Below are 23,729 nucleotides of genomic sequence, written 5' to 3'. Positions count from 1 at the left end.
ACGGGCCGGGAGACGAGGTCGGGACGAGGGTTCCGGTGCTGGGGGGTGCGCCGTGTCGGGTGGATCGAGGATGCCGACGGCGGGCGAACCCGCCCCACGGGTGGCACTGCACCTGCTCGGCGGATTCCAGTTGCTGCACGACGACACACCGGTGGTCGTGCCCCGGGGCCTGCAACGCGTCATCGCCCTGATCGGCCTGCGCCCGGCCGCAACCCGCAGCCACCTCGCCGGGCTGCTCTGGCCCGAGACCCCGGAGGAGCGCGCGTTGTCGTCGCTGCGTACCGCGCTGTGGCGGCTGCGGCAGGACCCGTGCTGCCCGCTGCGCACCGACGGCGACACGGTCCGCCTCGGCCCGACCGTCCGCTTGGACGTGGACGACCTGGTGGAGACGGCGGCGCTGGTACGCGAGGGCGCCGTCCCCCGCGGCGCAACCGGCGCCGGCCGCCACGACCTGCTCCCCGGCTGGTACGACGACTGGGTGCTGCTGGAACGCGAGCGGCTGCGCCAACTGCGCCTGCACATGCTGGAGGAACTCGCCGGCAACCACCTCACCGCCGGCCGGCACGGCGAGGCGCTGGAGGCGGCGCTGGAGGCAATGGCCGCCGAACCGCTGCGGGAGACCCCGCACCGCCTGGTGGTCCGCATCCACCTGGCCGAGGGCAACGCGTTCGAGGCGGTCCACTCCTTCTACGTCTACCGTGACCTGCTCCTGCGCGAACTGCGTCTGGAACCCTCCCCGGCCATGACGGCGCTGCTGGACGACACGCTCGCGCCGATCCGCCGCGCCAGCCGTCCGGAACCGCCGCCGCCGCGCCGCACGGACCGGGCCGCCAAGGCGGCACCACCATCAATACCCCGGGGTACGCGGTGACGGCGAGGTGACAGCGCGACCGACACGGTGAGGCCAGCACCGGTGCGGCGGAGGGGGTCACGATGAGTCGACTGTTGGTGGTCAGCCGGATCGTGCCGGGCGCACAGGGACGGGTGGCGCAGATCTTCGCCGAGTCCGACGCGACGGAACTGCCCCACCTCACCGGCGTCCGGCACCGGTCCCTGTACTACCTGCACGACCTGTGCGTCCATCTGATGGAGACGGTCGACGTGGCGCCCGACCTGACCGCGGAACTGCGCGACAACCCGCTCTACGAGCAGATGAACAAGCGGCTGTCCGCGCACACCTCGCCGTACCTGCCGACCTGGGACTCGCCCCGGGACGCGGTGGCCGGCTGCTTCTACAGCTGGACCGCCGCCGGCACCCCTGCGCCCGACCGGATCCACTGACCGGACACGGGCGACGGACGGGGCGCCCCGGAACCACGCACGGCACCCAGGTTCCGGGGCGCCTCCCGGCCGTCCACGACTCGATTCCCGCTGACCGCTTGGCCGTGCGCCGGCAGGTCCTCCACCGTCGCCCGACGCACGCTCGGTCACTTTCCGGCCACCGGCGGGCACCGCCCGTCCCGCCGTCGCGGCCCGGCACCGGCCTGCCTGTCGTCGGCGGCGCGCGTGTGCGAAGCTGCCCCGAGTCTTTCGCCATCGTCGTGCACGTACATAGAAGGAGGTTGGCCATGCCGTCGAGCTTCGGGCAGTGGCTGTTCGTGATCCTGGCCCTGCTCATCGGACTGGTCGTCGGCTGGGTGGTCAGCGGCCGCCGGTCCGGCGCCGCGACGCCCACGGTGGAGACCACCCCCGCGGTGACCGCCACCATCGACGAGCCGCGCCCGGCCGCGGTCGTCGACGAGCCCCCGGCGGCCGCCACCGTTTCCGAGCCCGCCCTCGCTGAGTCCGCGTCCGCGACCGCCGAGCCGGCCGTCGCCACCGCCGCCCGTTCCGCCGACGAGCCCGCCGAGTCCTCCCTCGACGCCTCCGACCCGGTCGCCTCCGAGCCCGTCGCGTCCGAGCCCGTCGTGTCCGAGCCGGTCGCCTCCGAGCCCGTCGTGTCCGAGCCCGTCGTTTCCGAGCCGGCCGTGTCCGAGCCCGAGCCCGTTGCCTCCGAGCCGGTCGTGTCCAAGCCGGTGTCGGCCCCGGCCGAGAACGAGCCGGTGGCCACCGAACCGGTTGCCGTGCCCGTGGCCGACGCCGACTCGGTGACGGCTCCGGCCACCGTTGACTCCGACCCGGTGACGGTTCCGGCCACCGCCGCGCAGGACGAGCCGGTCGCGGAGCACGAGCCCGTGGTCGGCACGACCATCGACGCGCAGGCCGTCGAGGCAGCGCCGGTCGAGGCCACCGAGCCGCTCGCCGTGCCCGCGCCGCGTGCCTCGGTCGAGAACGACGTCCCGGCCGCTACGGACACCGGCGCGCCGGACGACTTCCGGCGGATCCAGGGCATCGGGCCGAAGCTGGCCGCTGCTCTGCAGGAAGCCGGGATCCGCACCTACCGGCAGCTCGCCGAGCTGGACGAAGCCGCGCTGCGGGAGACGGTGAAGGCCGCCGGCCTGCGCTCCGCGCCGGGTCTGGCCACCTGGCCACAGCAGGCGAAGGTGCTGGCGGGTGCCGGCGCGGACGCCGACCGGGTGCTCCCGGCCGCCGCCGAGTAGACGCTCCCCCGCATTCCGGGCCGGTGGTGACGATGGTCGCCACCGGCCCGGCGCGTTTCCCCACCCCCGCCACCTCCCCGAACTCGCGCACCAACCCACCAGCACCCCGACGTGGTGACATCACCACCCCGTCACCCCCGGGCCCGGACCCGGTATGTCGGAAAACTGACCGCACGCGGGCGGGCATGACTACGGTCGGTGAAGGGCCGGCACGGCCCGCCGCACGAACCGCCACCCGCAGGAGCATGTCGTGCCCACCGCAGCGCCGGAGCCCGCCGGCCGGCGAGCGCCGGTCCGCGATCCGGAGGCACCGCGCCGGGTCACGCTGCTGGAGCTCTTCTTCGACCTGGTCTACGTGGTCGCGCTCGCGCTGATCTCGCGCAACCTGGTGGCCGGTGTCAGCTGGCAGCGGGCCGCCGAATCCCTGATCATGCTGATGGCGATCTGGTGGACCTGGGCGATCACCACGCTCGTCACCGACATCTACGATCCGCAGCGCACCGAGATCAAGCTGCTGATCGTGGCGGTGATGTTCGGCGCGCTGCTGATGACCACAGCCATCCCGGAGGCGTTCGCCTCTCGCGGCCTGGTGTTCGGCGGCACGTACGTGGCGATCCATCTCGGACGCGGCCTGTTCCTGATGCCCGCCGTGCGCCGACATACGCAGAGCAGCCGCCGGGCCATCCGCATCTTCGTCTGGTTCGCCGTGTCGGCGGTGCCCTGGTTGATCGGCGCGCTCGCCGCGCACGGCACCGCCCGGTTGTGGTTCTGGGCCGGCGCCCTGGCCATCGACTATCTCGGGTTCCGGCTGGCGTATCCGGTGCCCTGGCTGGGCGCGGTGCCGCACGCCCAGCGCAACGTGACCGCCGAGCACCTCTCCGAGCGGTACCAGCAGTTCTTCATCATCGCGCTCGGCGACGCCGTGCTGGTCGCCGGCACCGTGTTCAGCACGCACCACTCGGAGGTGGAGAACCTGGCCGCCTTCGCCGTCGCGTTCTCCACCACGCTGCTGCTCTGGCGCATCTACGTGCACAAGTCCGGTGAGCTGCTGCCGCACGCCATCGCCCGGGCCGCCCAGCCGAGCCGGTTCCTCAACACCGCGCCGTACACCCATCTGCTGATGGTGGCCGGCGTGGTGGCCACCGCGGCGGGCTTCGACCTGGTCCTGCTGGAACCGACGGGCCACACCCCGCCGGCCTGGCTGGCGGTGATCCTCGGCGGCCCGGCGCTGTTCCTGACCGGTCGGGCCGCCTTCGAGTACGAGGTGTTCAGCCGAGTCTCGCGGTCCCGCCCCGGCGGGGTGCTGGCGCTGTTGACGATCGCGCCGGCCGGGTTGTTCCTGGCGCCGGTCTACGCCTCCGCGGGCGCGATGCTGGTCCTGGCCGGGGTGGCCGTCGCCGACTACCGCCGGAGCCGGGGCCGCCCGCCCGAGGAGCCGATGCCGCCGCACTGACGGGCGCCACACTGACGGGCGCCGCCGGTAATCGGAATCGGCCGTGCCGGGACCGGCGCGCCGTTTGACGGATCACCCGCCCGGGGTACATGGCCTCCACCTCGAATCCACCACAACCCCAGTGGAGGCAACTGATGCGCGGCACCTCGATATTCGGCGTCCTGGTCGTCATCTGGCTCATCATCGGTGCCATCGCCGCCGGTCAGCGCGGCTACTACGGCAACGACGAGACGAACTGCGCGGAGGCGGGCACGATCCTGGTCACCATCGTGGCCGGCCCGCTGAACTACATCGGCGCCAACCCGAAGGTGGACTGCAAGCTTCCCGAGCCGTCCAAGTAGGCCGCCACCCCCCGTACTCCCCTCTCGGCCCGCGCCCGCCCGGCGAGCGCGGGCCGTTCCGTGCCCGGGGCGCGGCACGTCACCACCTCCAGCGCGTCCTAGGAGGCTGGGTTTGGTCGGGGTTTGCCGGGCGGAGGGGTGGGAACGGCAGCGGTCCGCCGACGACGGGAACGGAGAACCGGGCATGCGGATCGGCTACAAGCTCGCCTCGGAGGCGTTCGGACCCCAGGAACTCATCCGGCAGGCGATCCGGGCCGAGGAGGCCGGCTTCGACTTCGTCGAGATGAGCGACCACTACCACCCCTGGCTGGAGTCGCAGGGGCATTCCTGCTTCACCTGGAGCGCGCTCGGCGCGATCGCCGCCCGTACCAGCACGCTCGGCCTCGCCACCGGCGTCACCTGCCCCACCGTCCGCTACCACCCGGCGATCGTCGCGCAGGCCGCGGCGACCATGGCGCTGATCTCCGACGGGCGGTTCACGCTCGGAGTGGGCGCCGGCGAGCGGCTCAACGAGCACGTCATCGGGCAGGGTTTCCCCAGCGTACGGGGGCGGCACGAGCGGCTGCGCGAGGCGCTGGAGATCATCCGGTTGCTCTGGCAGGGCGGTTACCGGTCCTACGAGGGGCGGCACCTGAAGCTGGAGGACGCCCGGATCTGGGACCTGCCCGACGATCCGCCGGTGATCGCCGTGGCGGCCAGCGGCCGGGAGTCCGCCGGACTGGCCGCCGAGCTGGGCACCGGCCTGTTCGCCACCGAGCCGAAGTCGTCCATCGTCGACCAGTACCGCAACGCCGGCGGCCAGGGCCCGCGCTACGCGGAGGTGCCGATGGCATGGGCCACCGACGAGGAGTCGGCGGTACGCGCGGCGAAGGAGACCAGCCGCTGGGCGGTCACCGGCTGGAAGGTGATGAGCGAGCTGCCGAACCCGGTGAACTTCGACGCCGCCACCACCTGGGTCGAGGACCACCACATCCGCAGGCAGTTCTCCGTCGGCCCGGATGCCGGGCCGCACGTGGAGAAGGCCCGCGCGTACGTCGAGGCCGGCTTCGACCACATCGTGCTGCAGAACGCCGGCCCGGACCCGGACGGCTTCCTCGACTTCTGCGCCCGCGACCTGCTCGCCCGGGTCCGCGCCCTCGGGTCCTAGGCCGGGCGGGTCAGCCGCCGACGTGGATGCCGGGACGGCGGGTGGGATCCGGCTCGGACTTGCGGATGATCTCCCGCACCACCGGCGGGGTGTCACCCCGGCCGAGGATGAGGTAGCGCAGCAGGTGAGCGATCGGGTTCCCCTCCGACCACTCGAAGTGGCAGTGCGGGCGTACCCCGGTGGCGTCGCGCAGCGCCAGCAGGATCGCGGCGATCGCGTTCGGCGCGGCCGGGCTGCTGGCTCGCAGGATCCGGTAGCCGCCGGCCTCCACCCCGTGCACCCGCAGCACCTGGCTGAACTGCGACGGGTCGCTCACGTCGATTTCCAGGAAGAGCACGTCGGCGGCGCCGGGCACCGGGTTCATCGACCGTTGCGCCCGCTCCTTCACCCGGTACTCCTTGACCGACCCGCGCTGCCGCTTGTTGGCGATCAGGTGCAGCCGCCCGTCCCGGGCCACCGACTCGTCGACGAACCGGCGGGCCGTCTCGTCGAACTCGATCCGCTCGGCGCGCAGCTCGGTGGTCCGGGTGACCCGGGAGATCAGTGACACCGCGACGATCCCGGCGATGAAGAACCCGGAGATCGTGATCCCGTCGGGCTTGGCCACCACGTTCTCCGCCAGCGCGTACAGCAGCACGGCGGTGAGCAGCGCGAACCCGGCGCCGGCCGCGCGGCTGCCGGCCCGCAGCGCCGCGATGGTCACCGCTATCGCGCCGGAGACCATCATCGCCAGGATGCCCGTGGCGTACGCGCCGGCCTGGGCGTTGACGTCGGCGGAGAACGCGATGGTGATGGCGACGCTGATCGCGGTGTAGACGAGGACCACCGGGCGGACCGCGCGACCCCACTCCGGCGCCATGCCGTACGACGGCAGGTAGCGCGGCACGATGTTGATCAGCCCGGCCATCGCCGAGGCGCCGGCGAACCAGAGGATGAGGATGCTGCTGATGTCGTAGACGGTGCCGAACGCCTGGCCGAGATGCTCGTGGGCGAGGAACGCGAGCGCCCGGCCGTTGGCCGGCCCACCGGGCTCGAACGCCTCGGGCGGGATCAGCACGGTGGTGACGAACGTGGTGGCGATCAGGTACACCGACATGATCAGCGCGGCGGCGGTGAGCAGCCTACGGGTGTTGCGGATGCGGGCGGCCAGCCGCTGCTCCGGATCGTCGCCGCGGCCGCGCACCAGCGGCATCATGCTCACCCCGGTCTCGAAGCCGGACAGGCCGAGCACCAGCAGCGGGAACGCGAGCACGCTGGTGGCCAGCACGTCCCCGGGCCCGCCGGCGTCGGCCAGCCGGCCGGTCCAGTCGGCCAGCGGCGCCGGGTCGGCGGCCAGCTCGGCCACCCCGGCGACCACCACCACCGCGTTCAGCGCCAGGAACACCGCCACCAGCGGGATGGCGACCTGCACCGCCTCGCTGAACCCGAGCAGGAACACGCCGCCGAGCACGAGCAGCAGCGCCACGGTGACCAGCACCGCCGCGGTCTGCCCGTGCGGGAACGAGGCGGGCAGGACCGGGTTCTCCAGCAGGTGCACGCTGGCGTCGGCGGCGGAGAGCGTGATCGTGATGATCCACGAGGTGGCGACGAAGCCCAGCAGCACCAGCACGAAGACCTTGCCGCGCCAGAACGGCAGCAGCCGCTCCAGCATCGCCACCGAGCCCTGCCCGTGCGGGCTCTCCCGGGCCACCCGCCGGTACATCGGCAGCATCCCGAGCAGGGTCAGGGCCACGATCAGCAGGGTGGCCAGCGGGCTGAGCGCGCCGGCCGCCACGACCGCGATGCCCGGCAGGTAGGACAGCGTGGAGAAGTAGTCGACGCCGGTCAGGCACATCACCTGCCACCACGGGTGCGACCGGGTCTGGTGCTCCCGGACCTCCGGGCCGACCGGTTCGACGCGGTGGGCGAACAACCACCGGTGCAGGCGGCCGGGCGGTGGGGCCGGACGGGCCGGGGCGGCCACCCGTTCCGGCAGCTCCGGCACGGGACGAGCGGACCGCTCGGCGTGGTCGCCGTGCCGGCCGGCCCGGGCAGCCGCGGCGGCGTGCGCCTCCCGGCGCCGCTCCCGCGTACGCCTGGGCTGTTCCGCGTCCCCCGCCTGCCCCATCTGCTCCCCTTCGTCCCCCTGGCAAAGACGGTAGGGGTTGTCCCGGCCGTGGCCCGGCCGAACCGGTCAAAGATCCGCTGCGCCGGCGGTCACCGCGTCGCGCAGCGCCGCCGGGTCGGCCACGGTGACGGTGACCGCCGGATGCCGCAGCCACGGACCGGGCGCCAGCGCCGGCACCGGCTCGGCGAACCGCAGGCAGACACCGGCGGCCACGCCGGCGCCGAAGGTCACCCCGCCGTCGGCCAGCGACAGGTGCGGGCCGATCGCCCGCCACCAGCGGTACGGTCCGCTCAGCTCGGCGCCGGTGACGTTGTCCCTGGTGGTGCGCAGCAGCCACGGGCCGAACCGGACGAGCAGGCCGTCCGGGCCCCAGTCGACCCAGGCCGTGGCGGGCCGTACCCGGAGCAGCGCCAGCGGCAGCCGGAACGCCGGGTCGAAGCGGAACGGGAAGCGGAGGGTCGGTTCGTCTCGCGGCACGGCGGCGACGTACCCGGTCCGGCGGGGCCGACACCCGGCGGCGGCGTCCCCGCGTCCCGCGCCCGGACGGCGGGACGCGGGGACCCCCCGTCCCGGCTACTGCAGGAACGCCCCGAGGGGCGACAGCAGCAGCCGGCCGAGCAGCGCGGCATTGTCGTCCAGCCGCGTCCGCTCACACTCGCGGGCCTCCGGGTCGTGGCGGCAGCGCCAGATCTTCTGCGCGTTGCGCCAGGCCACGTTCCGGGTGTACTCCACCAGTTCGCCCTGGTACCAGTCGTCGATGTCGCCGTTCACCATGTCGATCATGAGCTGCCACCTGTCCAGGTAGCCCCGGCGCAGCTGCGGGATCCGCTCGGCGAAGATCTTGTTGATCTCCAGGTAGTCGCAGTGCTGGTCGCTGCCGTCGATCGGCTCGGAGTCCAGGCTGTCGAACGTCGTCACCAGCGCGAACGGCAGGTCGTAGTTGATGTGCGCGTTGACCCCCGCGGCGGCCGAGGGCAGCGGGCGGGCGTCCGGGCCGCGCATCCGCTTGAACAGGCACTCCCATGCCCGGGGCGTGCTCGGGCTGGAGTCGGTCCAGAACCGCAGCGCCTCGAAGTAGCGGGCCGCGAACTCCACGTCCAGGCGGGCCAGGAAGGGCGGGTCGTGGAACCGGTCCTCGTACAGGCCGTCGAGCACGGTGCTGGTGATGACCAGGTAGAGCTTGTTGAAGTCGGCGAGGGGGCAGCTCTCCTCGAGCGGCGGGAGCCGGACCAGCAGATCCTGAAGCTTGGTGAGATGGTCGACGACCGCGGGCACGTCGGCCGGGTGATCGGCGAGCAACCCGACGATGTCCTGGTGCACAGGACCCCAGACCGGTTCGGTCATCTTTCCTCCACGATGGTCGGCGCCCCCACGACGCGCCACTGCTCCGGCGCACAGCGTGCCAGCCGGCGACCGCCCGCCGGATCCGTAGAACGACGTATTGCCGACGTACGTCTATGCCGGACGGTTACGCAGGAAGATGGCGCTGGCCTGCACCCGCGTACGGACCTGCAGCTTGTCGAAGATGTGCGAGACGTGGACGCCGATGGTCCGCTCACTGATGAACAGCCGCTGGCCGATCTCCCGGTTGGTCAGCCCCTCGGCGACCGCCGCGAGCACCTCCCGCTCCCGCGAGGTGAGCGCGGCCAGCTCGTCCACGGTGGGCCCGGCGGGGGCCGCCCGGGGCCGGGGCACCGGCGCCGGATCGGGCGCGGCGTCCACAGTCACCCGGGCCCGCGAGGCGATCGTGCGGATCTCCGCGGTCAGCGGCGCCGCGCCGAGCGACTGGGCCATCTCGTACGCCTGCCGCAGCAGCTTGCCCGCGGTCGCCACCCGGCTGCGCCGGGCCAGCAGCGCCTCGGCCTGCCGCAACCGGGAGTACGCCGCCGGATAGGGGTGGTTGCGCCGGTCCCACTCGAGCGCCGAGCGCTCCCACAGCGCGGGGTCGCCACGGCCGTCGTCGAGCCGGCTCAGCTCGGCGTCGCAGAGCGCCAGGAATCCGTCCGCGACGTACCGCACCGGCGCGCCCGCCCGGGCGCTCTTGCGGGTCGCCCGGTCGACCGCCTCGCGCAGCCGGCGTACCGCGTTCGGGTCCGGCTCGATGGTGCGGCCGGCCGCGGCCTCGGCCTCCGCGCGCAGCCCGTGCCAGGCCAGCGTGGCCAGCACGATCACGTCGTCCGACCGGCTCTCGGTCAGGCCCCGCTGCACCGCCTGCCGGGCCAGGTCGTGCCGGCCCTGCCACATCGACAGGCCGGCGCGCAGGATGAGCATCGGCAGCACATGCCGGGCGCCACCGCCGGCCAGCATGGTGGCCACCGCCTCCAGGTCCCGGTCGGACGCCTCGACGTCGCCGTACCCGACGGAGAGCCGGCACCGGGCCAGCAGCAGCTCGACCGCGTCGGCGCCGGAGGGGCGGTGCCGCAGCGCGGCGGCGACGACCTTCTCCGCCTCGGCCCACTGCCCCACCCGGAACAGCCCGTTCGTCGCCACCGCCAGCAGCCGGGTCTCCCAGGTGCGGCCCAGCCCCAGCTCGGCGACCCGTTCGGCGCCGCGGCGGGCCACCACCACACCCTCCTCAAGGATGTTCAGCGGCCCGGTCATCAACTCGGCCAGATGCAGGTACGCGCACGCCACGTCCTCCGGGTGGCCGGAGCGCTCGGCGGTGTCCAGCGCCCGGCGCATGACCGCCAGGCCGGACGTCGGGTCCTCCAGGAACGCCTCACTGAACCCGAGCGCGGCGCTGGCCATCACCACCTCGGAGGTGGAGTCCGGCACGTCGGCGGCGAGCCCCAGCGCCTCCCGGGCCAGCTCACCGGCCTCGGCGTAGCGGCCCAGGTGCAGCAGCAGCTCGGCCAGCCGGGCCGCGGCGGCGCAGCGCTCGTACGGCGTGCAGTCGGGCGAGGCCAGCACCTGCCGGTACTCCTCCTCGGCCGGCGCGGAACGGCCCGCCGCGGCCAGGTAGCGGGCGCGCCGGATGTGCAGCGCGCAGACCGGCGGACCGGACGGGTCGGTGGCCAGCTCCTCCAGCAGAGTCAGGGCGCGGGCGTGCTCCCCGCTGTGGTGCGCGGCCTCGGCGGCGTTGCTGAGCAGCTCGGCGCGGTCCACCTGGACCGGCTCGGGCCGGCCGCCGTCGGGCAGCACGGCAGCCGGCTCGGTGGCGAGCGTCAGCGCGGCGGACCAGTGACGGTGCGCCTCGGCGTACCCGTGCAGCCGCTCCGCCTCGCGGGCGGCGGCCATCGCGGCGGGCAGCGCCCGGGCCGGCTCGCCGGCGTGCCGCCAGTGGTGGGCCAGCCGGGCCTGGTGCAGCTCGCCCGGGGCGGCGGTGAGCGCCTCGGCGAAGCGGCGGTGCAGCGCGGCCCGCTCGGCGGGCAGCAGCTCGCCCGCCAGGACCTCGGCGACCAGCCGGTGGCGCAGCCGGTAGCCGTCGTCGGCGCCGACCAGCAGGCGGTGCGCCACCGCCTCGCGGACCGCGTCGAGCAGCTCCTCCTCGGGCAGCCGGACCACCTGGGCCAGCAGCCAGTGCGCGACCGGCTCGACGCCCACCGCTACCGCGTGCACCACGGCGTGCGCGGGCTGCGGCAGCGCGTCGACCCGGTCGAGGAACACCTCGCGCACGGTGTCGGAGATGCCGTCGCGGCCGTCGCGCCGGTCGCGGGCCAGCTCCTCGGCCACGAACGGGTTGCCGCCACTGCGCTGCCAGAGCTGGTCGGCAGCCTCCGGCGGTAGCGGCGCGCCGACCACGGCGGCGGCCAGCTCGTCGGTGGCGGCCCGGTCCAGCGGCAGGAGATCGACCACCCGCACCGAGCGCAGCCGGCGCAGTTCGGTGAGGACCCGGCGCAGCGGGTGCGCGCCGCGCAGCGACTCGGCCCGGATCGCGGCCAGCACGGACAGCTGGAGGTCGCCCAGGCCGGCGAGCAGGTAGAGCAGGAGCTGGCGCGTGCTGCGGTCGACCCACTGCAGATCGTCGAGGACGAGCACCAGCGGCCGCCCGCCGGCCACCAGGTGCAGACCCTGGGCGACGCGCTCCAGCAGCGCCCCGGCGCCGTCCGGGCCGGGCGTCTCCTCGTCGAAGACCTGCAACAACCCGCGGATCGCCGACGCGGTACGCGCCTGGTCCTGCTCGGCGTCGAGCCGGCGCACCGCCTGGCGTACCGGGTGCAGCGGCGAGGCGTCGCCGATGTCCAGGCAGGCGCCGGTCAGCACCAGGGCCCCGGCCTGCCGCAACTGCTCACCGACCTCGGTCAGCAGGCGGGTCTTGCCCACTCCGCTCTCACCGGTGAGGAACACCGCCCCGGTCCGCCCGGGCCGCAGGTCGTCGAAGAGCGCCGACCGCAGCGTCGCCATGGTGCCGGTGCGGCCGACGAGCGGTGCGGTGTCCACTTCGCTGGCCATGGGACGCAGCCTAGTCACAGGGCCCGCACCGTTCTACGGCCTCGGGGCCGGACTCGTACTCCTCGCGTCGACTACACGACTAATGGTTGCGCGTGGCCGACATACGTCGTCCTACCGATCCCCCGAGAACCCGGTGGTGAAAGTCTTCGGAGGTCGTCAGGCACCGGACCAGGGAAAGGGTGGGTGCGATGTTGATCACCACGCCCGTGGGGAGCCGGGAAGCAGTAGTCGCGGTGTGCCGGCCACTGCCGGAGGAACGCCGCACGGTGACCGTCCTCTTCGTCGACATCGTCGGCTCGACCCGGCTTGTCGAGCGGCTCGATCCGGAAGACCTGCGGGCGTTGCAGCGCGCCTACTTCGGCACCGTCGCCTCGGTGCTGCGCCGCTGGCGGGGCGTGGTGGAGAAGTACGTCGGCGACGCGGTGATGGCGTTGTTCGGCGCGTCCGCTTCGGACGGCTTCGACGCGTACCGGGCGGTGCGGGCCGGGCTGGAGATCCAGGCCGCGCTGGACCGGCGGCGGCCCGCCGGGATCCGGCTGCGCGTACGGGTCGGCGTGGCGACCGGCGAGGTGCTGCTCGACCTGGCCGGCGCCCACGACGGGGGCCACGGCGCGGCGAGCGGCGCGGTCATCACCACCGCGGCCCGGCTCCAGGAGCACGCGCCGCCCGGTGGTGTGGTGGTCTGCCCGGTCACCCGCGACGCGGTGGCCGGCCTGATCGAGCAGCGTCCACTCGCCACCATGACGCTCGCCGGCAAGTCGCTGCCGCTGGACGTGTGGCGGGTGACCGGTCCGGCCGGGCGCCGGCCGGCGCGGCACCGCGCCCCGCTGGTCGGGCGGCGGCGTGAGCTGGCCACCGCGGCCGAGGAGGTGACCGCGGCGCTCCGGCAGCGGCGCCCTCGGTGGATCTCGCTGGTCGGGCCGCCGGGCAGCGGCCGCAGCCGGCTGCTGCACGAGGTGATCCGCGCGGTGTCGCGGGTGGACGGTGTCCCGGTGCGCCGGCGCGTGGCGTACTGCCCGCCGTACCCGGCCGGCGAGCTGGCGCCGCTGGCCGACCTGCTCCGTACCCGGGTCGAGGCCCGCCACCCGCTGCCGGGCGCGGCCGTCGCCGACGGTCCGGGCGGCGGGGCGCTGGCCGCGTTCCTGGCCGCGCCGCACGACGACACGGCGGCGGCGCGGGCCGTGGTGGCCTGCCGGGAGGCGCTGCTCGGCCTGGCCACCGAGGCGCCCGTGGTGGTGGCCGTGGACGACCTGGACCGGGCCGCGCCGGCGCTGCGCCGGTTCCTGCGCCAGCTCCACGTCGCGGCGAGCGACCGCGGGCTGCCGCTCGCGGTGGTCACCACGTACGGCTCCGGGTCGGCCGACCCGCTGCCCGCCCCGGGAACCCGGCGGATCCCGCTGCGCCCGCTGGGCCCGCTGGAGACCGGACGGCTGCTGCGGCACCTGCTCGGCCGCGCCGGCCGGCCCGCCGCGCTCGCCGCGCGGCTGCTCCCGCTGGCCGGCGGCAGCCCGGCCGTCGCGGCCGCGTACGCCCTGACCGACCCGGCGGACGAGCCGGCCGGCGTGCCCGCCGCGGTGCGCCGGCTGGTGGACGCCCGGATGGACCGGCTCGACGGCACGCACCGGGCGGTGCTGATGGCCGGCGCCGCCCGCGGTGGCCCGGTGGCCGCCGCGACGGTGGAGGCGATGCTCGGCTGGCCCGCCGGCCGGGCGACACCGGTGCTGCGCGCCCTGGCGGTGGCCGGACTGCTGCGCCCGGCCGCGACGGGTGGGTGGACGGTCGAGCCGCTGGTGGCGCGGGTGGCCGCGCACCGGCTCTCCCGGGCCGTACGAGCGGACTTCGCCCGCCGCCTTCGCACCGCGTCGCAGGGCGGCGACATCGGCGCTCCGGACGCGGTGGCCGACGGCGATCGACTCGCCGCGCGAGCCGGTCTCCGGGCCGTCGGCGTGGCCGGAACGCCGGGCGCGGTGGCCGGTGGCGGACCCGCCGCCGCCCGGGCGGCCGGAGCGGACGCGGGCCGGCAGCCGGCCCGCGTCCCGGAGGACACCGCTGCCGGCTTCGCGCCGGCAGCGGGAACCGGTGTCCCCACACGGGACACCGACGAGCGGGGCATCTGCCCGCTCGGGGCGGGGCGGTCGCGCCGGTCGGGTGGAGGGGCCCGACCGGCGCCCGTCCCGCCGGACCGGGGCGACGCGCTCCGGGCGGTGCCCCGGTTGCCGGCCCGGGCCGGCCCGGCGGCGCCCGGCGATCTCACGGCGTGGCCCGGGTGGCGGACCGTCCCGTTACCCCGAGCCGCGGCGCGGCCCGAGGGGGTGGGCCGCGCGCGGCGACGAGCCGGGCCCGGCGGGTACGCGCCGGGGCTCGCCGCATGAGCGTGACGTCCGGGTCGGAGCGGGCACGGGGCCACTCCGGCCCGGACGGTCACCAGCCGGGCAGCACCAGGGCGACGGTCGCGGGAGGCGCCGGGGCGTCAGTCGCGGGCGATCGTGCGGCTGCGCCCCCGGAACTCCGCCACCACCTCGTCGCCGCGCCGCACCGTGACGTCGTAGATGCCGCTGCGGCCGTGCCGGACCCGCTCGGTGGCGTACGCCTCCAGCACGTCGCCCTCGCGCACCGGGCGCAGGAAGCTGATCTCGCCACCGGCCGCCACGGTGGCCGGACCGTGACTGTTGCAGGCCAGCGCGAACGCCGTGTCGGCGAGCAGGAACACGAAGCCGCCGTGCCCGATCGCGTGCCCGTTGAGCATCGCCGGGGTGACCCGCATCCGCGCCACGGCCGCGCCGTCGCCGGCCGAGACGAGCTCGATGCCGAGCCCCTTGGACGCCACGTCGGCGTCGAACATGTCGTGCGCCGCGGTACGGCCGCCGTCGCCGGCCATGTCAGCACTCCCGCCGCTGGTCGACGATGCGGCGCATCTTGCCCATCGACCGTTCGACGCCGTCCGGTTCGATCACCCGCACCGCGACGGAGACGCCGATGGTGTTCTTGACCTGCTCGGCCAGGGCCACGCCGGCCCGCTCGGCCTCGTCGGCTGCCGCGTCCGCGCGCCGCTCCACGTGGACGGCGAGTGTGTCCATCCGCCCCCGCCGGTCGAGCACGCACTGGAAGTGCGGCGACAGGGCGGGGGTACGCAGGATCAGCTCCTCGATCTGGGTCGGGAAGACGTTCACCCCCCGGACGATCATCATGTCGTCGGTCCGCCCGGTGATCTTCTCGATCCGCCGCATCGGGCGGGCCGTGCCGGGCAGCAGCCGGGTCAGGTCGCGGGTGCGGTAGCGGACGACCGGCATGGCCTCCTTGGTCAGCGAGGTCAGCACCAGCTCGCCCCGCTCCCCGTCGGGCAGGACCTCCCCGGTCACCGGGTCGATGATCTCGGGGTAGAAGTGGTCCTCCCACAGATGCAGGCCGTCCTTGGTCTCCACGCACTCGACAGCCACACCCGGGCCCATCACCTCCGAGAGCCCGTAGATGTCCAGCGCGTGCATGTCCAGGCGCTGCTCAAGCTCACGGCGCATGTCCTCGGTCCACGGCTCGGCGCCGAAGATCCCGACCCGCAGCGAGGTGGCGCGCGGGTCGACGCCCTGGCGTTCCATCTCGTCCACGATGGCGAGCATGTAGCTCGGGGTCACCATGATGACCTCCGGCGCGAGGTCGCGGATCAGCATCACCTGGCGTTCGGTCATGCCGCCGGAGACCGGGACGACAGTGCAGCCCAGCTCCTCGGCGCCGTAGTGCGCGCCGAGGCCGCCGGTGAACAGGCCGTAGCCGTACGCGACGTGCACCCGGTCGCCGCGGCGGCCACCGGCGGCCCGGATCGAGCGGGCCATGAGCTTCGCCCAGGTGTCCAGGTCGGCGCGGGTGTAGCCGACCACCGTCGGGCGCCCGGTGGTGCCGGAGGAGGCGTGCAGGCGGGCGATCCGTTCGCGGGGCACCGCGAACATGCCGAACGGGTAGTTCTCCCGCAGCTCGGCCTTGGTGGTGAACGGGAAGCGGGCCAGGTCGGTCAGCTCGCGCAGGTCGCCCGGATGCGCGCCGGCGTCGTCGAACGCGCGGCGGTAGTGGGGCACGTTGTCGTACGCGTGGCGCAGCGAGTGGCGCAGCCGGTCCATTTGCAGGGCGCGCAGCTCGTCGACGCCGATCCGCTCGACGGGATCCAGCTCGTCCGGACGAGGGGTGCGGTCCTGCACGGCTACCTCCTGGCGCGACGGGCCCCGGACGCCGGGCGCTGCGCCCACCGTACGCCCGCCCTCCCTCCCCCGCCCTCCCCCGCCACCCTCTCCCCCGCGATCTTGCACTTGCCGCCCCTCGGGTGTCCCCTTCGCGCGCAATGCCGGGGCCGAAACCGCAAGATCGCCGGAAGCCAAGGGCCGGGGTTATGCTCTCGGTGGCGGTGGGGCCCGCCGTTCCGGCGGGTGCCGGGAGAACCGCGACGTCGCCAACGGTCCCTGCCAGTGACGAGTCCTGGTGGGAGGTGCCGTGTCCGATCCCCGCGTCGATCCGGACGTCGACCTGCGCGTACCGGCCGACCGGGCGGAGCTGCCCGCGCACCCGGCGGCGGTGCTCGGCGTGATCGCCGCCGGTGGCGTGTGCGGCGCGCTGGCCCGGGCCGGCGCGCAGGCCGCCGTGCCGCACCAGCCGGGCGGCTTCCCGTGGGCCACGTTCGCCGTCAACGTGACCGGCTGCCTGCTCATCGGCGCGCTGATGGCGGTGCTCGCCGCCCGTGCGGCCCACCCGCTGACCCGGCCGTTCCTCGGCGTCGGCGTGCTCGGCGGGTTCACCACGTTCTCCGCGTACGCGGTCGACGCGCAGCGGCTGCTGACCGACGGCGCGGCCGGCACCGCAGGCGTGTACCTGGCCGCCACGGTGCTCGCCGCGCTGGTGGCGGTCGCGGCCGGGGACCTGGTGACCGCGCGGCTGCTGGCCGTCCGGGACGGGAGGCGACGGTGACCGTCCTGCTGATCGCGATCGGCGCCGCCGTCGGCGCCCCGCTGCGCTACCTGACCGACCGGGCGGTGCAGTCCCGGCACGGCTCACCGTTCCCGTGGGGCACCCTGGCCGTGAACGTGGCCGGGTCGCTGCTGCTCGGCGCGCTCCTCGCGGCGCCGGTCGGCCCGGAGGTGACCGCGCTTGTCGGCACCGGCTTCTGCGGCGCGCTGACCACGTGGTCGACGCTGAGCTACGAGACGCTGCGCCTGGCCCGCACGGCGAAGCGCCGGCTCGCGTACGCGAATGTGGCGCTCAGTGTGGCCGCGGGCCTCGGCGCGGCGTTCCTCGGCTACGCCCTCGTGACCGCGGTGGCCGGCTGAGCGCGCCGGTCAGCGGGGCGGACCGTCAGCGGGCCCGGCGTTCCGGGTGCGCCCGGTTCCACGCCCGCATCCGCTCCGGATAGCCGGTGCGGGCGGCCTCGTACAGCGGCAGCGCGTGCTTCTGCGCAATCTTCGCGGCGACCCGCTGCGAGCCGGTACGGCGGCGGATCCACTCGCCGTCGTGCGCGATGGCGACCACAGTCGTGTCGGTGGCGGTGGTCTCCGGTTCCAGGTAGAACTCGACTCCGCTCCGGCTGGTGACGAACGCCTCCAGCTGCGCGAGGTCCTCCCGGTTCGCCTCGCGGTCGAGCTTCGTCGGGGTCGTCGGGTCGGCGGCCCGGCGGCTGAACCAGCCCATGCCCGCCTCCTCTCCTCGGCGTTCGCCCCAGTGCAGCACGCCCGCCTGGCAGGCGGCTGGGAGCCCGGTGGGAGTCGACTGGGCCGGCTCGGCCGACCGTCACCCCCGGCTCAGCCGACCTTGACCCCTGGCGCGCCGGCCGGCGCGTCCGGCGCGGCGGGGCGCTCCCGCAGCACCGGCACCAGCGCGAGCGTGGGCAGCAGGAGCAGCGGCACCACGCCGAGCGCGGACAGCACGCCGAAGTGGTCGCCGAGGAAGCCGAGCAGCGGCGGGCCGGCGAGGAACGCGGTGTAACCGATCACCGCGACCACGCTCACCCGGGCCGGGGCCTTGTCCTCGTCGTCGGCGACGGCGCTCATCCCGACCGGGAAGCCGAGCGAGGCGCCGAGCCCCCACAGCGCGACGCCGACCACGGCGAGGGGGCCGTTCCCGGCCAGCACGGCGAGCGCGGCGCCGGCGGACGCCATCGCGATGGTGGTGAACAGCACCGGCACCCGGCCCCATCTGTCGATGGCGACGGTGCCGACGGTGCGGCCGATCGTCATGCCCACCACGAACACGCCGAACACCGCGGCGCCGACGGCCTCGTCGACCCCGTACCCGTCGACGAACGCCACCGCGAGCCAGTCGTTGGCGCTGCCCTCGGTGAACGCCATGACCAGCACGAGCAGCCCGATCAGCAGGGTGCGGGGCTCGCGCCAGGCAGCCAGCAGCGCCTGCCGCCGGGCCGCCGGCTCCCCGGCCCCGGCCGTCTCGGCCGTGGCCGCGAGGAAAGCCCGGGCGCCGAGCAGCGTGCCGGCCAGGATCAGCACGGACAGGACCGGCAGGTGCACGCCGACGGGTACGCCGAAGTGCGCGGCGCCGGCGCCGAGCCCGGCCCCGGCCACCGAGCCGAGGCTCCAGGCGGCGTGGAACCGGGGCAGGATGGTGTAGCCGAGGCGTTTCTCCACCGCCGCGCCCTCGACGTTCATCGCCACGTCGCACAGGCCGGAGCCGAAGCCGAACGCGGCGAGGCCGAATCCCACCCCGACGACCGAGCCGGCCAGGCTGGCGGACAGACCCGCCACGGTCAGGCCGAGCGAGACGAGCACCACCGAGACGGCCACAGTGCGCGCCGGCCCGAGCCGCTGGGTGACCAGGCCGGCGGTCGGCATGGCCAGCAGCGAGCCCGCCGACGCGCAGAGCAGCAGCAGGCCGAGCCGCCCCGGGTTGAGGTCGAGCGCCTCCTGGGCCGCCGGGACCCGGGAGAACCAGCTCGCCACCGCGAGCCCGTTGAGGGCGAAGACGACGGCGACGCCGTTGCGGGCGGTCAGCACCGCCCGGGGCGCCGGTGGCCGCTTCCCGGCCGGCGCGTCGATGGTCCTGCTCACGGTGCGGTGGTCCCTTCCCCCGTCTGGTTCCCGACGACAATCGCACACCTGAGAGCGCTTCCACCACAAGCGCGGTTATGGCTTAGCCCATCCGCGCCCGAGCAGGCATGATGCGGACATGGATACGCCGACCGCACGGCCCGCCACCCTCGAAGACGTGGCCCGCGACGCCGGGGTGTCCCGGGCCACCGCCTCCCGGGTGCTCGGCGCCTACGGGTTCGCCTCGACGGACGCCCGCGCCCGGGTGCACGCCGCCGCCGAGCGCCTCGGCTACGTACCGGACGTCACCGCCCGGGCGCTCGTGCGCGGGGCCGGAGTACGCCTGGTGGTGGCCGTGGTGGGCCGCGACGACACGGTGCTGGACGACCCGTACGTGCACCGGGTGGTGGGCGCGGCGTCGCGGGTGGGCGCGCCGCACGGCCTCGGGGTGGCGCTGGAGTGGCTGCCGCTGGCCGACCCGTCGGGGCTCTCCCGGCTCGGCGCGGACCGGGGTGTGTGCGGCGTGATCCTGGTCAACACGACCCAGGCCGCGCTGGACGCGGTGCCGCCGAGGCTGCGCGGCCGGGTCGTCTCGATCGGTCAGGGCTCGGCGACGGTGCCGTCGTTCGACGTGGACAACGCCGGCGGCGCGGGCGAGGTGCTGCGTCACCTGTACGCCACCGGCCGGCGCCGCATCGTCATGGTCACCGGGCCGCGCTGGCTGAGCTGCGCGGAACGCTCGGTGACCATGTACCGGGAGCTGATGCGGGAGTCCGGGTCGCCGGAGCGGCTGGTCAACGGCGACTTCACCGTGGCGCGGGGCGGCCGGGCCGCGCTGGAGGCGCTGCGCCGGTGGCCGGACGCCGACGCGGTCTACGCGGCCAGCGACGCCACCGCGTTCGGCGTGATCGCCGCGCTGCGCGGGCGCGGCGTGCGGGTGCCGCACGACGTGGCGGTGGCCGGGTTCGACGACCTGCCGTACGCCGCCGTGAGCAGCCCGCCGCTGACCACGGCGACCCATCCGGTCGACCGGATCGCCGCCGCGGCGGCCACGGCCGTGCTGACGCGCGCGCCGGTCGCCCCGAGCACCGCGTTCCCGTCGACGCTTGTCGCCCGGGAGAGCGCCTGAGCGCCGGTCGTTGCCCACCGGCGGCCCGGACGGCCTGGCCCAGGGTCCGCAGCGCGTCGCCCAGCTCGGCGGGGACGGGAGTGGACGGATAGGGGCCGGTCGGCCCTGGCCGCCGCCGCGCGCCTGCCGGTCAATGGGTACGGGCGAAGGAGGGGGTCCGATGGGCGGTGTCATGACGTGGATGTACCGGGGCGGCCGGCCGAACCGGCCGGCCCGGATGTTGAACACGCTGTCGGCGTGGCAGTACGGCGCCGGCCTCGCTCCCCGGCACTGGATGACCATGGAGGTGCCCGGCCGCCGCACCGGGCGGATCGTCTCGGTGCCGATAGTGGTCGCCGATCACGACGGCGAGCGGTACGTCGTGTCGATGCTGGGCGAGCGGGCCAACTGGGTGGCGAACGTGCGCGCCGCGGAGGGCCGGGTGGTGCTGCGCCGTCGCCGCCGTGAGCCGGTCCGGCTGGTCGAGGTGCCGGTGGCACAGCGGCCACCGATCCTGCGCCGGCACCTCGCGCTCGCCCCCGGCGCGCGCCCGCACGCGCCGGTGGACCGGCACGCCCCGCTCGCCGACTTCGCCCGGGTCGCCGCCGGCATCCCGGTCTTCCGGATCGTCGCGGCGGAGCCCTCGGCGCGGTGACCGCGGCTCACGCTCCGGTGAACGCGCGCAGCAGGGTGCGTACCGCCGCTCTGAGGTCGTCCCGGCCGGCCGGGGTGCCGGGCGGTGGGGCGGTGGGGCGCTGAGCGCGCCCGCGCCGACGCTTACGCCGACTGGCAGCCGCCGGGCTGATCGCCGGCCACCGGCCGGGCCGACCCGGGACCGTCGGCGAATCGGAGTCGTGACAATCCTTCAGAATATCGATCGCTCGCGTTTTCGAGGTCGTCCGAAAGGGAGAGGTGGCCGGTAAGATCGGCGACAGAACTGCGACCGATCCCGGACTGCCCGGCGGCCGGCGTCAGCTCACACTGAGCGCATGAATACGAGACTCCGCCGCAGCCGGGCATTCCGCCTCGCGGCGTGTCTCGCCCTCGTGGCGATATTGAGCGGCTGCATGCAGCTCAACCTCGGGCTGACAGTGAACGACGACGACACCGTCTCCGGTCAGCTCCTGCTCACCGCGCCGAAGTCCGTGCTCAGGCAGCGCAACCCGGACCCGGCGGTCGCCTTCGCGCAACTGCGGCCGAACATTCCCTCACTTCCGCCCGGGGCGGAGAGCCGGTACGAGGACGCGACCTCGTACGGCATTCAGATCACGTACCGGAAAACGCCGCTGGCGCAATTCACGAGCGAAAGCGTGAATCTTGTTCGAGACGATGATCTGTATCGCTTCTCGCTGCCGCTGGACCCGAAGAAATATGGCGGGATGATCGGGCAGCAGGATCCGCGCCAGCAGCAGGCCTTCATGACCCTGATGGCGTTCGAGATCTCGGTGACGTTCCCCGGCCGGGTGCTCGACACCAACGGCACGGTCACCGGGCGCTCGGTCAGCTGGAAGGTGGTCGCCAACCAGCCCAAGCCGGCCGAGCTGCGCGCCGTCGCCCAGGCGCCCCCGCCGCCGGCCACCAGCCCCGCCGCGGTGGTGACCGGGAACGGCTCCTTCCCCTGGCTGCCGGTCGTCGGCGCCGTGGTCGTCCTGCTGCTGGTCGCCGCCGTGGCGCTCGTGCTGCTGATGCGGCGACGGCGCTCCCGCGGCGGCCCGGGCGCCACCACCGGCCCGGGCGCGCCCGCCGGCACCGCCCCGGCCACCAGCGGCGCCCCGGCCGCACCCGACGCGCCGGCCGCACCGACTCGACCCGCCGGTCCGCCGGCCTGAGCCCCACCGACCACCGACGGCGTCCGCGCCGGCGGCCCACCAGGACACCGGGCGGACCCTGGGTCACGTGACCCGGAACGCCGCCGCACCATCCCACCCCGACCGCACCACCGCACCATCGGAAAGAAGGGGATCGCCGTGAACGATCTCTTCACCTGGGCCGCCCTGGGCAGCCTCACCGGCGCCAGCGCCGCCACCCTGCTCGCCACGAACGTCATCGGCGGGCTGATCGGCCCGAGCGGCGACAAGGCCCGCAAGTGGATCGCGCTGGGCTTCGCGCTCCTGCTGTCCTACCTGACCGCCGTGTTCGCCACCGACGCCGGCCCGGAGAAGTGGATCATCGCGTTCTTCAACGGACTGGTGATCTTCTCCGCCGCGCTCGGCGTCAACCAGCTCCCCCCTGGCAACCGGCAGGCGACGCAGGCGTCGCCGACCCAGCTCGCCCAGGGCCGCGAGCCCCGCTACGTCCGCTCCTGGGTCTGAGAGAGGTGACCCCCATGATCTTCGGCATCCTCAGCGCCGCCGTCCAGGTCGTCTTCGGCGCCGTACTCGGGCAACTCGCCGCCGGCACCGTCGGCCTGCTGGTCGGCGCGGTCGTCGGGCTGCTCCTCGGCGCGCCCTTCGGCTGGGCGTCCGCCTCCGCCGGCACGTACGGCCCCGACCCGAAGGGGATCTTCCTCTTCGTGGTCGACCACACCTGGAGCCTGCTCAACACGTTCGCCGGGGCGCTCTTCCTGGCCCTGCACCTGGTCTTCGGCCACCAGCTCGACCGGATCGTCTCGGCCGGCAGCGGCCGGGTCAACGTGATCGAGGGCGTCTCCCCCCGGTACGCCACCACGATCGGCACCGTGTGCGCCGGGTCCAGCCCGGGCATCCAGCGCCACGAGGACGTGCACGTGTTCCAGGCCCGGCTGCTCGGCCCGTTCTACCTGCCGCTGGTGGCGCTCAACTACGTGCTGTTCACCATCGCCCCGGTGTGGCTGCTCTGGCACGACCACACCAACGCGCCGATCAACCGGTTCACCCGCTACTTCGAGATCGGCGTGTACCCGCACGTCTGGAACGAGGCCATCGCGTACCGGATCCAGGGGACGCCACCGCGATGACCGGCGCGATCGAGGCGGCCGTCGCGGACGTCGCGAGCTGGCTGACCGGAGCCGCGGGTGAGCCCGTACCGGTCGGTCCGCCGCGCGACGACCCCGACGGCGGCCTCACGCTCTGGCCGCTGGAGCTGCGGCCGGCCCGGCAGACCGCCACCGGCGGCGCGGCGCGCGAGCCGTACCGGTTCGTGGTCCGGCTGCTGGTCGCGGGCGGCGGGCCGGCCGCCCTCGCAGCCCTGGACCGGGTGCTCGCCGCCGCCACCACGGCGGGCCGGCCGGAGCTGGTGCTCGCCACCGGCGACCCGGCGCTGTGGCGGGCGCTCGGCGTGGCGCCCCGGCCGGCGCTGCTGCTGGACGTGCCGGCCCGCATCGACCGGCCGGCCCCGATCGCGCCGCCGGTGCGGCACCCGCTGCGACTGCGGCAGCTCGGCATGCGCACGCTCGACGGCCGGGTGGTCGGCCCGCAGGACCAGCCGCTCGCCGCCGTCCGGGTGGAGCTGGTGGGCAGCGCCCAGGCCACCGAGACCGACGCCGCCGGTCGGTTCCGGCTGGCCGGCGTGCCGCACGACCCCGACTCGCCGGACGCCCCGGTGCGGATCCGGCTGATCGGCGCGGGCCGTGTCCACACCGCCGAACTCGACCCGGACGGCGACCACCTGATCGTCGTCCGCGCCCCCGACTGACGTCCGAGGAGGACCG

Annotated in this window: 23 protein-coding genes; 15 read left to right on the top strand and 8 right to left on the bottom strand. The window is 74.9% G+C overall.

The window, feature by feature from the left end; genetic code table 11:
- Positions 1-70 precede the first annotated feature (70 nt).
- From AMK25_RS12035 to AMK25_RS12010, 6 genes are all read left to right on the top strand, one after another.
- Positions 71-871 carry a BTAD domain-containing putative transcriptional regulator gene (locus tag AMK25_RS12035; RefSeq protein WP_143194724.1) on the top strand — a complete coding sequence of 267 codons (801 nt, stop codon included), beginning with the start codon at positions 71-73 and terminating at the stop codon, positions 869-871.
- Positions 872-933: 62 nt separating this feature from the next.
- Positions 934-1,281, top strand: coding sequence for a TcmI family type II polyketide cyclase (locus tag AMK25_RS12030; RefSeq protein WP_073828430.1), 348 nt, complete (start codon positions 934-936; stop codon positions 1,279-1,281).
- Positions 1,282-1,568: 287 nt separating this feature from the next.
- On the top strand, positions 1,569-2,540 hold the full coding sequence (locus AMK25_RS12025) for a helix-hairpin-helix domain-containing protein (protein WP_073828429.1): 972 nt from the start codon (positions 1,569-1,571) through the stop codon (positions 2,538-2,540).
- A gap of 250 nt (positions 2,541-2,790) precedes the next feature.
- Entirely contained in the window at positions 2,791-3,993 is a 1,203-nt protein-coding gene (locus tag AMK25_RS12020; RefSeq protein ID WP_073828428.1) for a low temperature requirement protein A, read from the top strand.
- Positions 3,994-4,127: 134 nt separating this feature from the next.
- Positions 4,128-4,334, top strand: a complete 207-nt coding sequence (locus AMK25_RS12015; protein ID WP_030504423.1) for a hypothetical protein — start codon at positions 4,128-4,130, stop codon at positions 4,332-4,334.
- A gap of 184 nt (positions 4,335-4,518) precedes the next feature.
- Positions 4,519-5,481 (top strand): TIGR03557 family F420-dependent LLM class oxidoreductase, encoded by a 963-nt coding sequence (locus AMK25_RS12010; protein ID WP_073828427.1) that lies wholly within the window; start codon positions 4,519-4,521, stop codon positions 5,479-5,481.
- 10 nt (positions 5,482-5,491) lie between these two features.
- On the opposite strand, the gene AMK25_RS12005 is transcribed toward AMK25_RS12010, so the two are convergent.
- The 4 genes from AMK25_RS12005 to AMK25_RS11990 form a co-directional block, all read right to left on the bottom strand.
- Complete coding sequence (locus AMK25_RS12005) at positions 5,492-7,588, bottom strand: amino acid transporter (protein WP_073828426.1); 2,097 nt, start codon at positions 7,586-7,588, stop codon at positions 5,492-5,494.
- A gap of 66 nt (positions 7,589-7,654) precedes the next feature.
- Complete coding sequence (locus AMK25_RS12000; RefSeq protein WP_073828425.1) at positions 7,655-8,065, bottom strand: hypothetical protein; 411 nt, start codon at positions 8,063-8,065, stop codon at positions 7,655-7,657.
- 96 nt (positions 8,066-8,161) lie between these two features.
- Entirely contained in the window at positions 8,162-8,932 is a 771-nt protein-coding gene (locus AMK25_RS11995; RefSeq protein WP_073828424.1) for a DUF5995 family protein, read from the bottom strand.
- A 111-nt stretch (positions 8,933-9,043) separates the two neighbouring features.
- Positions 9,044-11,980: a helix-turn-helix transcriptional regulator gene (locus AMK25_RS11990; RefSeq protein ID WP_073828423.1), complete on the bottom strand. Its 2,937-nt coding sequence runs from the start codon at positions 11,978-11,980 to the stop codon at positions 9,044-9,046.
- A gap of 188 nt (positions 11,981-12,168) precedes the next feature.
- Here AMK25_RS11990 and AMK25_RS11985 point away from each other — a divergent pair, with 188 nt between their 5' ends.
- Positions 12,169-14,352, top strand: a complete 2,184-nt coding sequence (locus AMK25_RS11985; RefSeq protein WP_073828422.1) for an AAA family ATPase — start codon at positions 12,169-12,171, stop codon at positions 14,350-14,352.
- Between the two features lie 98 nt (positions 14,353-14,450).
- On the opposite strand, the gene paaI is transcribed toward AMK25_RS11985, so the two are convergent.
- The gene (paaI, locus tag AMK25_RS11980) at positions 14,451-14,858 is read right to left on the bottom strand and encodes a hydroxyphenylacetyl-CoA thioesterase PaaI (RefSeq protein WP_073828421.1); all 408 of its coding nucleotides are present in this window, start codon (positions 14,856-14,858) and stop codon (positions 14,451-14,453) included.
- A 1-nt stretch (position 14,859) separates the two neighbouring features.
- Entirely contained in the window at positions 14,860-16,167 is a 1,308-nt protein-coding gene (paaK, locus tag AMK25_RS11975; protein WP_073828420.1) for a phenylacetate--CoA ligase PaaK, read from the bottom strand.
- 277 nt (positions 16,168-16,444) lie between these two features.
- Here paaK and AMK25_RS11970 point away from each other — a divergent pair, with 277 nt between their 5' ends.
- Both AMK25_RS11970 and AMK25_RS11965 read left to right on the top strand, forming a co-directional pair.
- The gene (locus AMK25_RS11970) at positions 16,445-16,927 is read left to right on the top strand and encodes a FluC/FEX family fluoride channel (protein ID WP_241826335.1); all 483 of its coding nucleotides are present in this window, start codon (positions 16,445-16,447) and stop codon (positions 16,925-16,927) included.
- Positions 16,924-17,286, top strand: coding sequence for a fluoride efflux transporter FluC (locus tag AMK25_RS11965; protein WP_073828418.1), 363 nt, complete (start codon positions 16,924-16,926; stop codon positions 17,284-17,286). Before AMK25_RS11970 ends, AMK25_RS11965 begins: the two co-directional genes overlap by 4 nt.
- 25 nt (positions 17,287-17,311) lie before the next feature.
- Here the strand turns inward: AMK25_RS11965 and AMK25_RS11960 are convergent, their stop codons facing one another.
- Positions 17,312-17,644, bottom strand: coding sequence for a hypothetical protein (locus AMK25_RS11960; RefSeq protein ID WP_073828417.1), 333 nt, complete (start codon positions 17,642-17,644; stop codon positions 17,312-17,314).
- A gap of 110 nt (positions 17,645-17,754) precedes the next feature.
- On the bottom strand, positions 17,755-19,014 hold the full coding sequence (locus tag AMK25_RS11955; RefSeq protein WP_073828416.1) for an MFS transporter: 1,260 nt from the start codon (positions 19,012-19,014) through the stop codon (positions 17,755-17,757).
- A 118-nt stretch (positions 19,015-19,132) separates the two neighbouring features.
- Here AMK25_RS11955 and AMK25_RS11950 point away from each other — a divergent pair, with 118 nt between their 5' ends.
- From AMK25_RS11950 to AMK25_RS11925, 6 genes are all read left to right on the top strand, one after another.
- Entirely contained in the window at positions 19,133-20,122 is a 990-nt protein-coding gene (locus AMK25_RS11950) for a LacI family DNA-binding transcriptional regulator (RefSeq protein ID WP_073828415.1), read from the top strand.
- A 160-nt stretch (positions 20,123-20,282) separates the two neighbouring features.
- Complete coding sequence (locus tag AMK25_RS11945; protein WP_073828414.1) at positions 20,283-20,756, top strand: nitroreductase/quinone reductase family protein; 474 nt, start codon at positions 20,283-20,285, stop codon at positions 20,754-20,756.
- Positions 20,757-21,090: 334 nt separating this feature from the next.
- Positions 21,091-21,930 carry an LppM family (lipo)protein gene (locus AMK25_RS11940; protein WP_241826334.1) on the top strand — a complete coding sequence of 280 codons (840 nt, stop codon included), beginning with the start codon at positions 21,091-21,093 and terminating at the stop codon, positions 21,928-21,930.
- Between the two features lie 138 nt (positions 21,931-22,068).
- Positions 22,069-22,413 (top strand): hypothetical protein, encoded by a 345-nt coding sequence (locus tag AMK25_RS11935; RefSeq protein ID WP_073828412.1) that lies wholly within the window; start codon positions 22,069-22,071, stop codon positions 22,411-22,413.
- 14 nt (positions 22,414-22,427) lie between these two features.
- Positions 22,428-23,036, top strand: a complete 609-nt coding sequence (locus AMK25_RS11930; protein WP_073828411.1) for a glycine zipper family protein — start codon at positions 22,428-22,430, stop codon at positions 23,034-23,036.
- Positions 23,033-23,713, top strand: a complete 681-nt coding sequence (locus AMK25_RS11925; protein WP_073828410.1) for a carboxypeptidase-like regulatory domain-containing protein — start codon at positions 23,033-23,035, stop codon at positions 23,711-23,713. The genes AMK25_RS11930 and AMK25_RS11925 overlap by 4 nt, the downstream gene beginning before the upstream one ends.
- The last annotated feature ends 16 nt before the right edge of the window (positions 23,714-23,729 follow it).

This window comes from Micromonospora sp. TSRI0369 (assembly GCF_001905625.1).
Lineage (GTDB): Bacteria > Actinomycetota > Actinomycetes > Mycobacteriales > Micromonosporaceae > Micromonospora > Micromonospora echinospora_A.
Note: the sequence above shows the minus strand (reverse complement) of the source record. Positions and strands in the feature narration are given on the sequence as shown.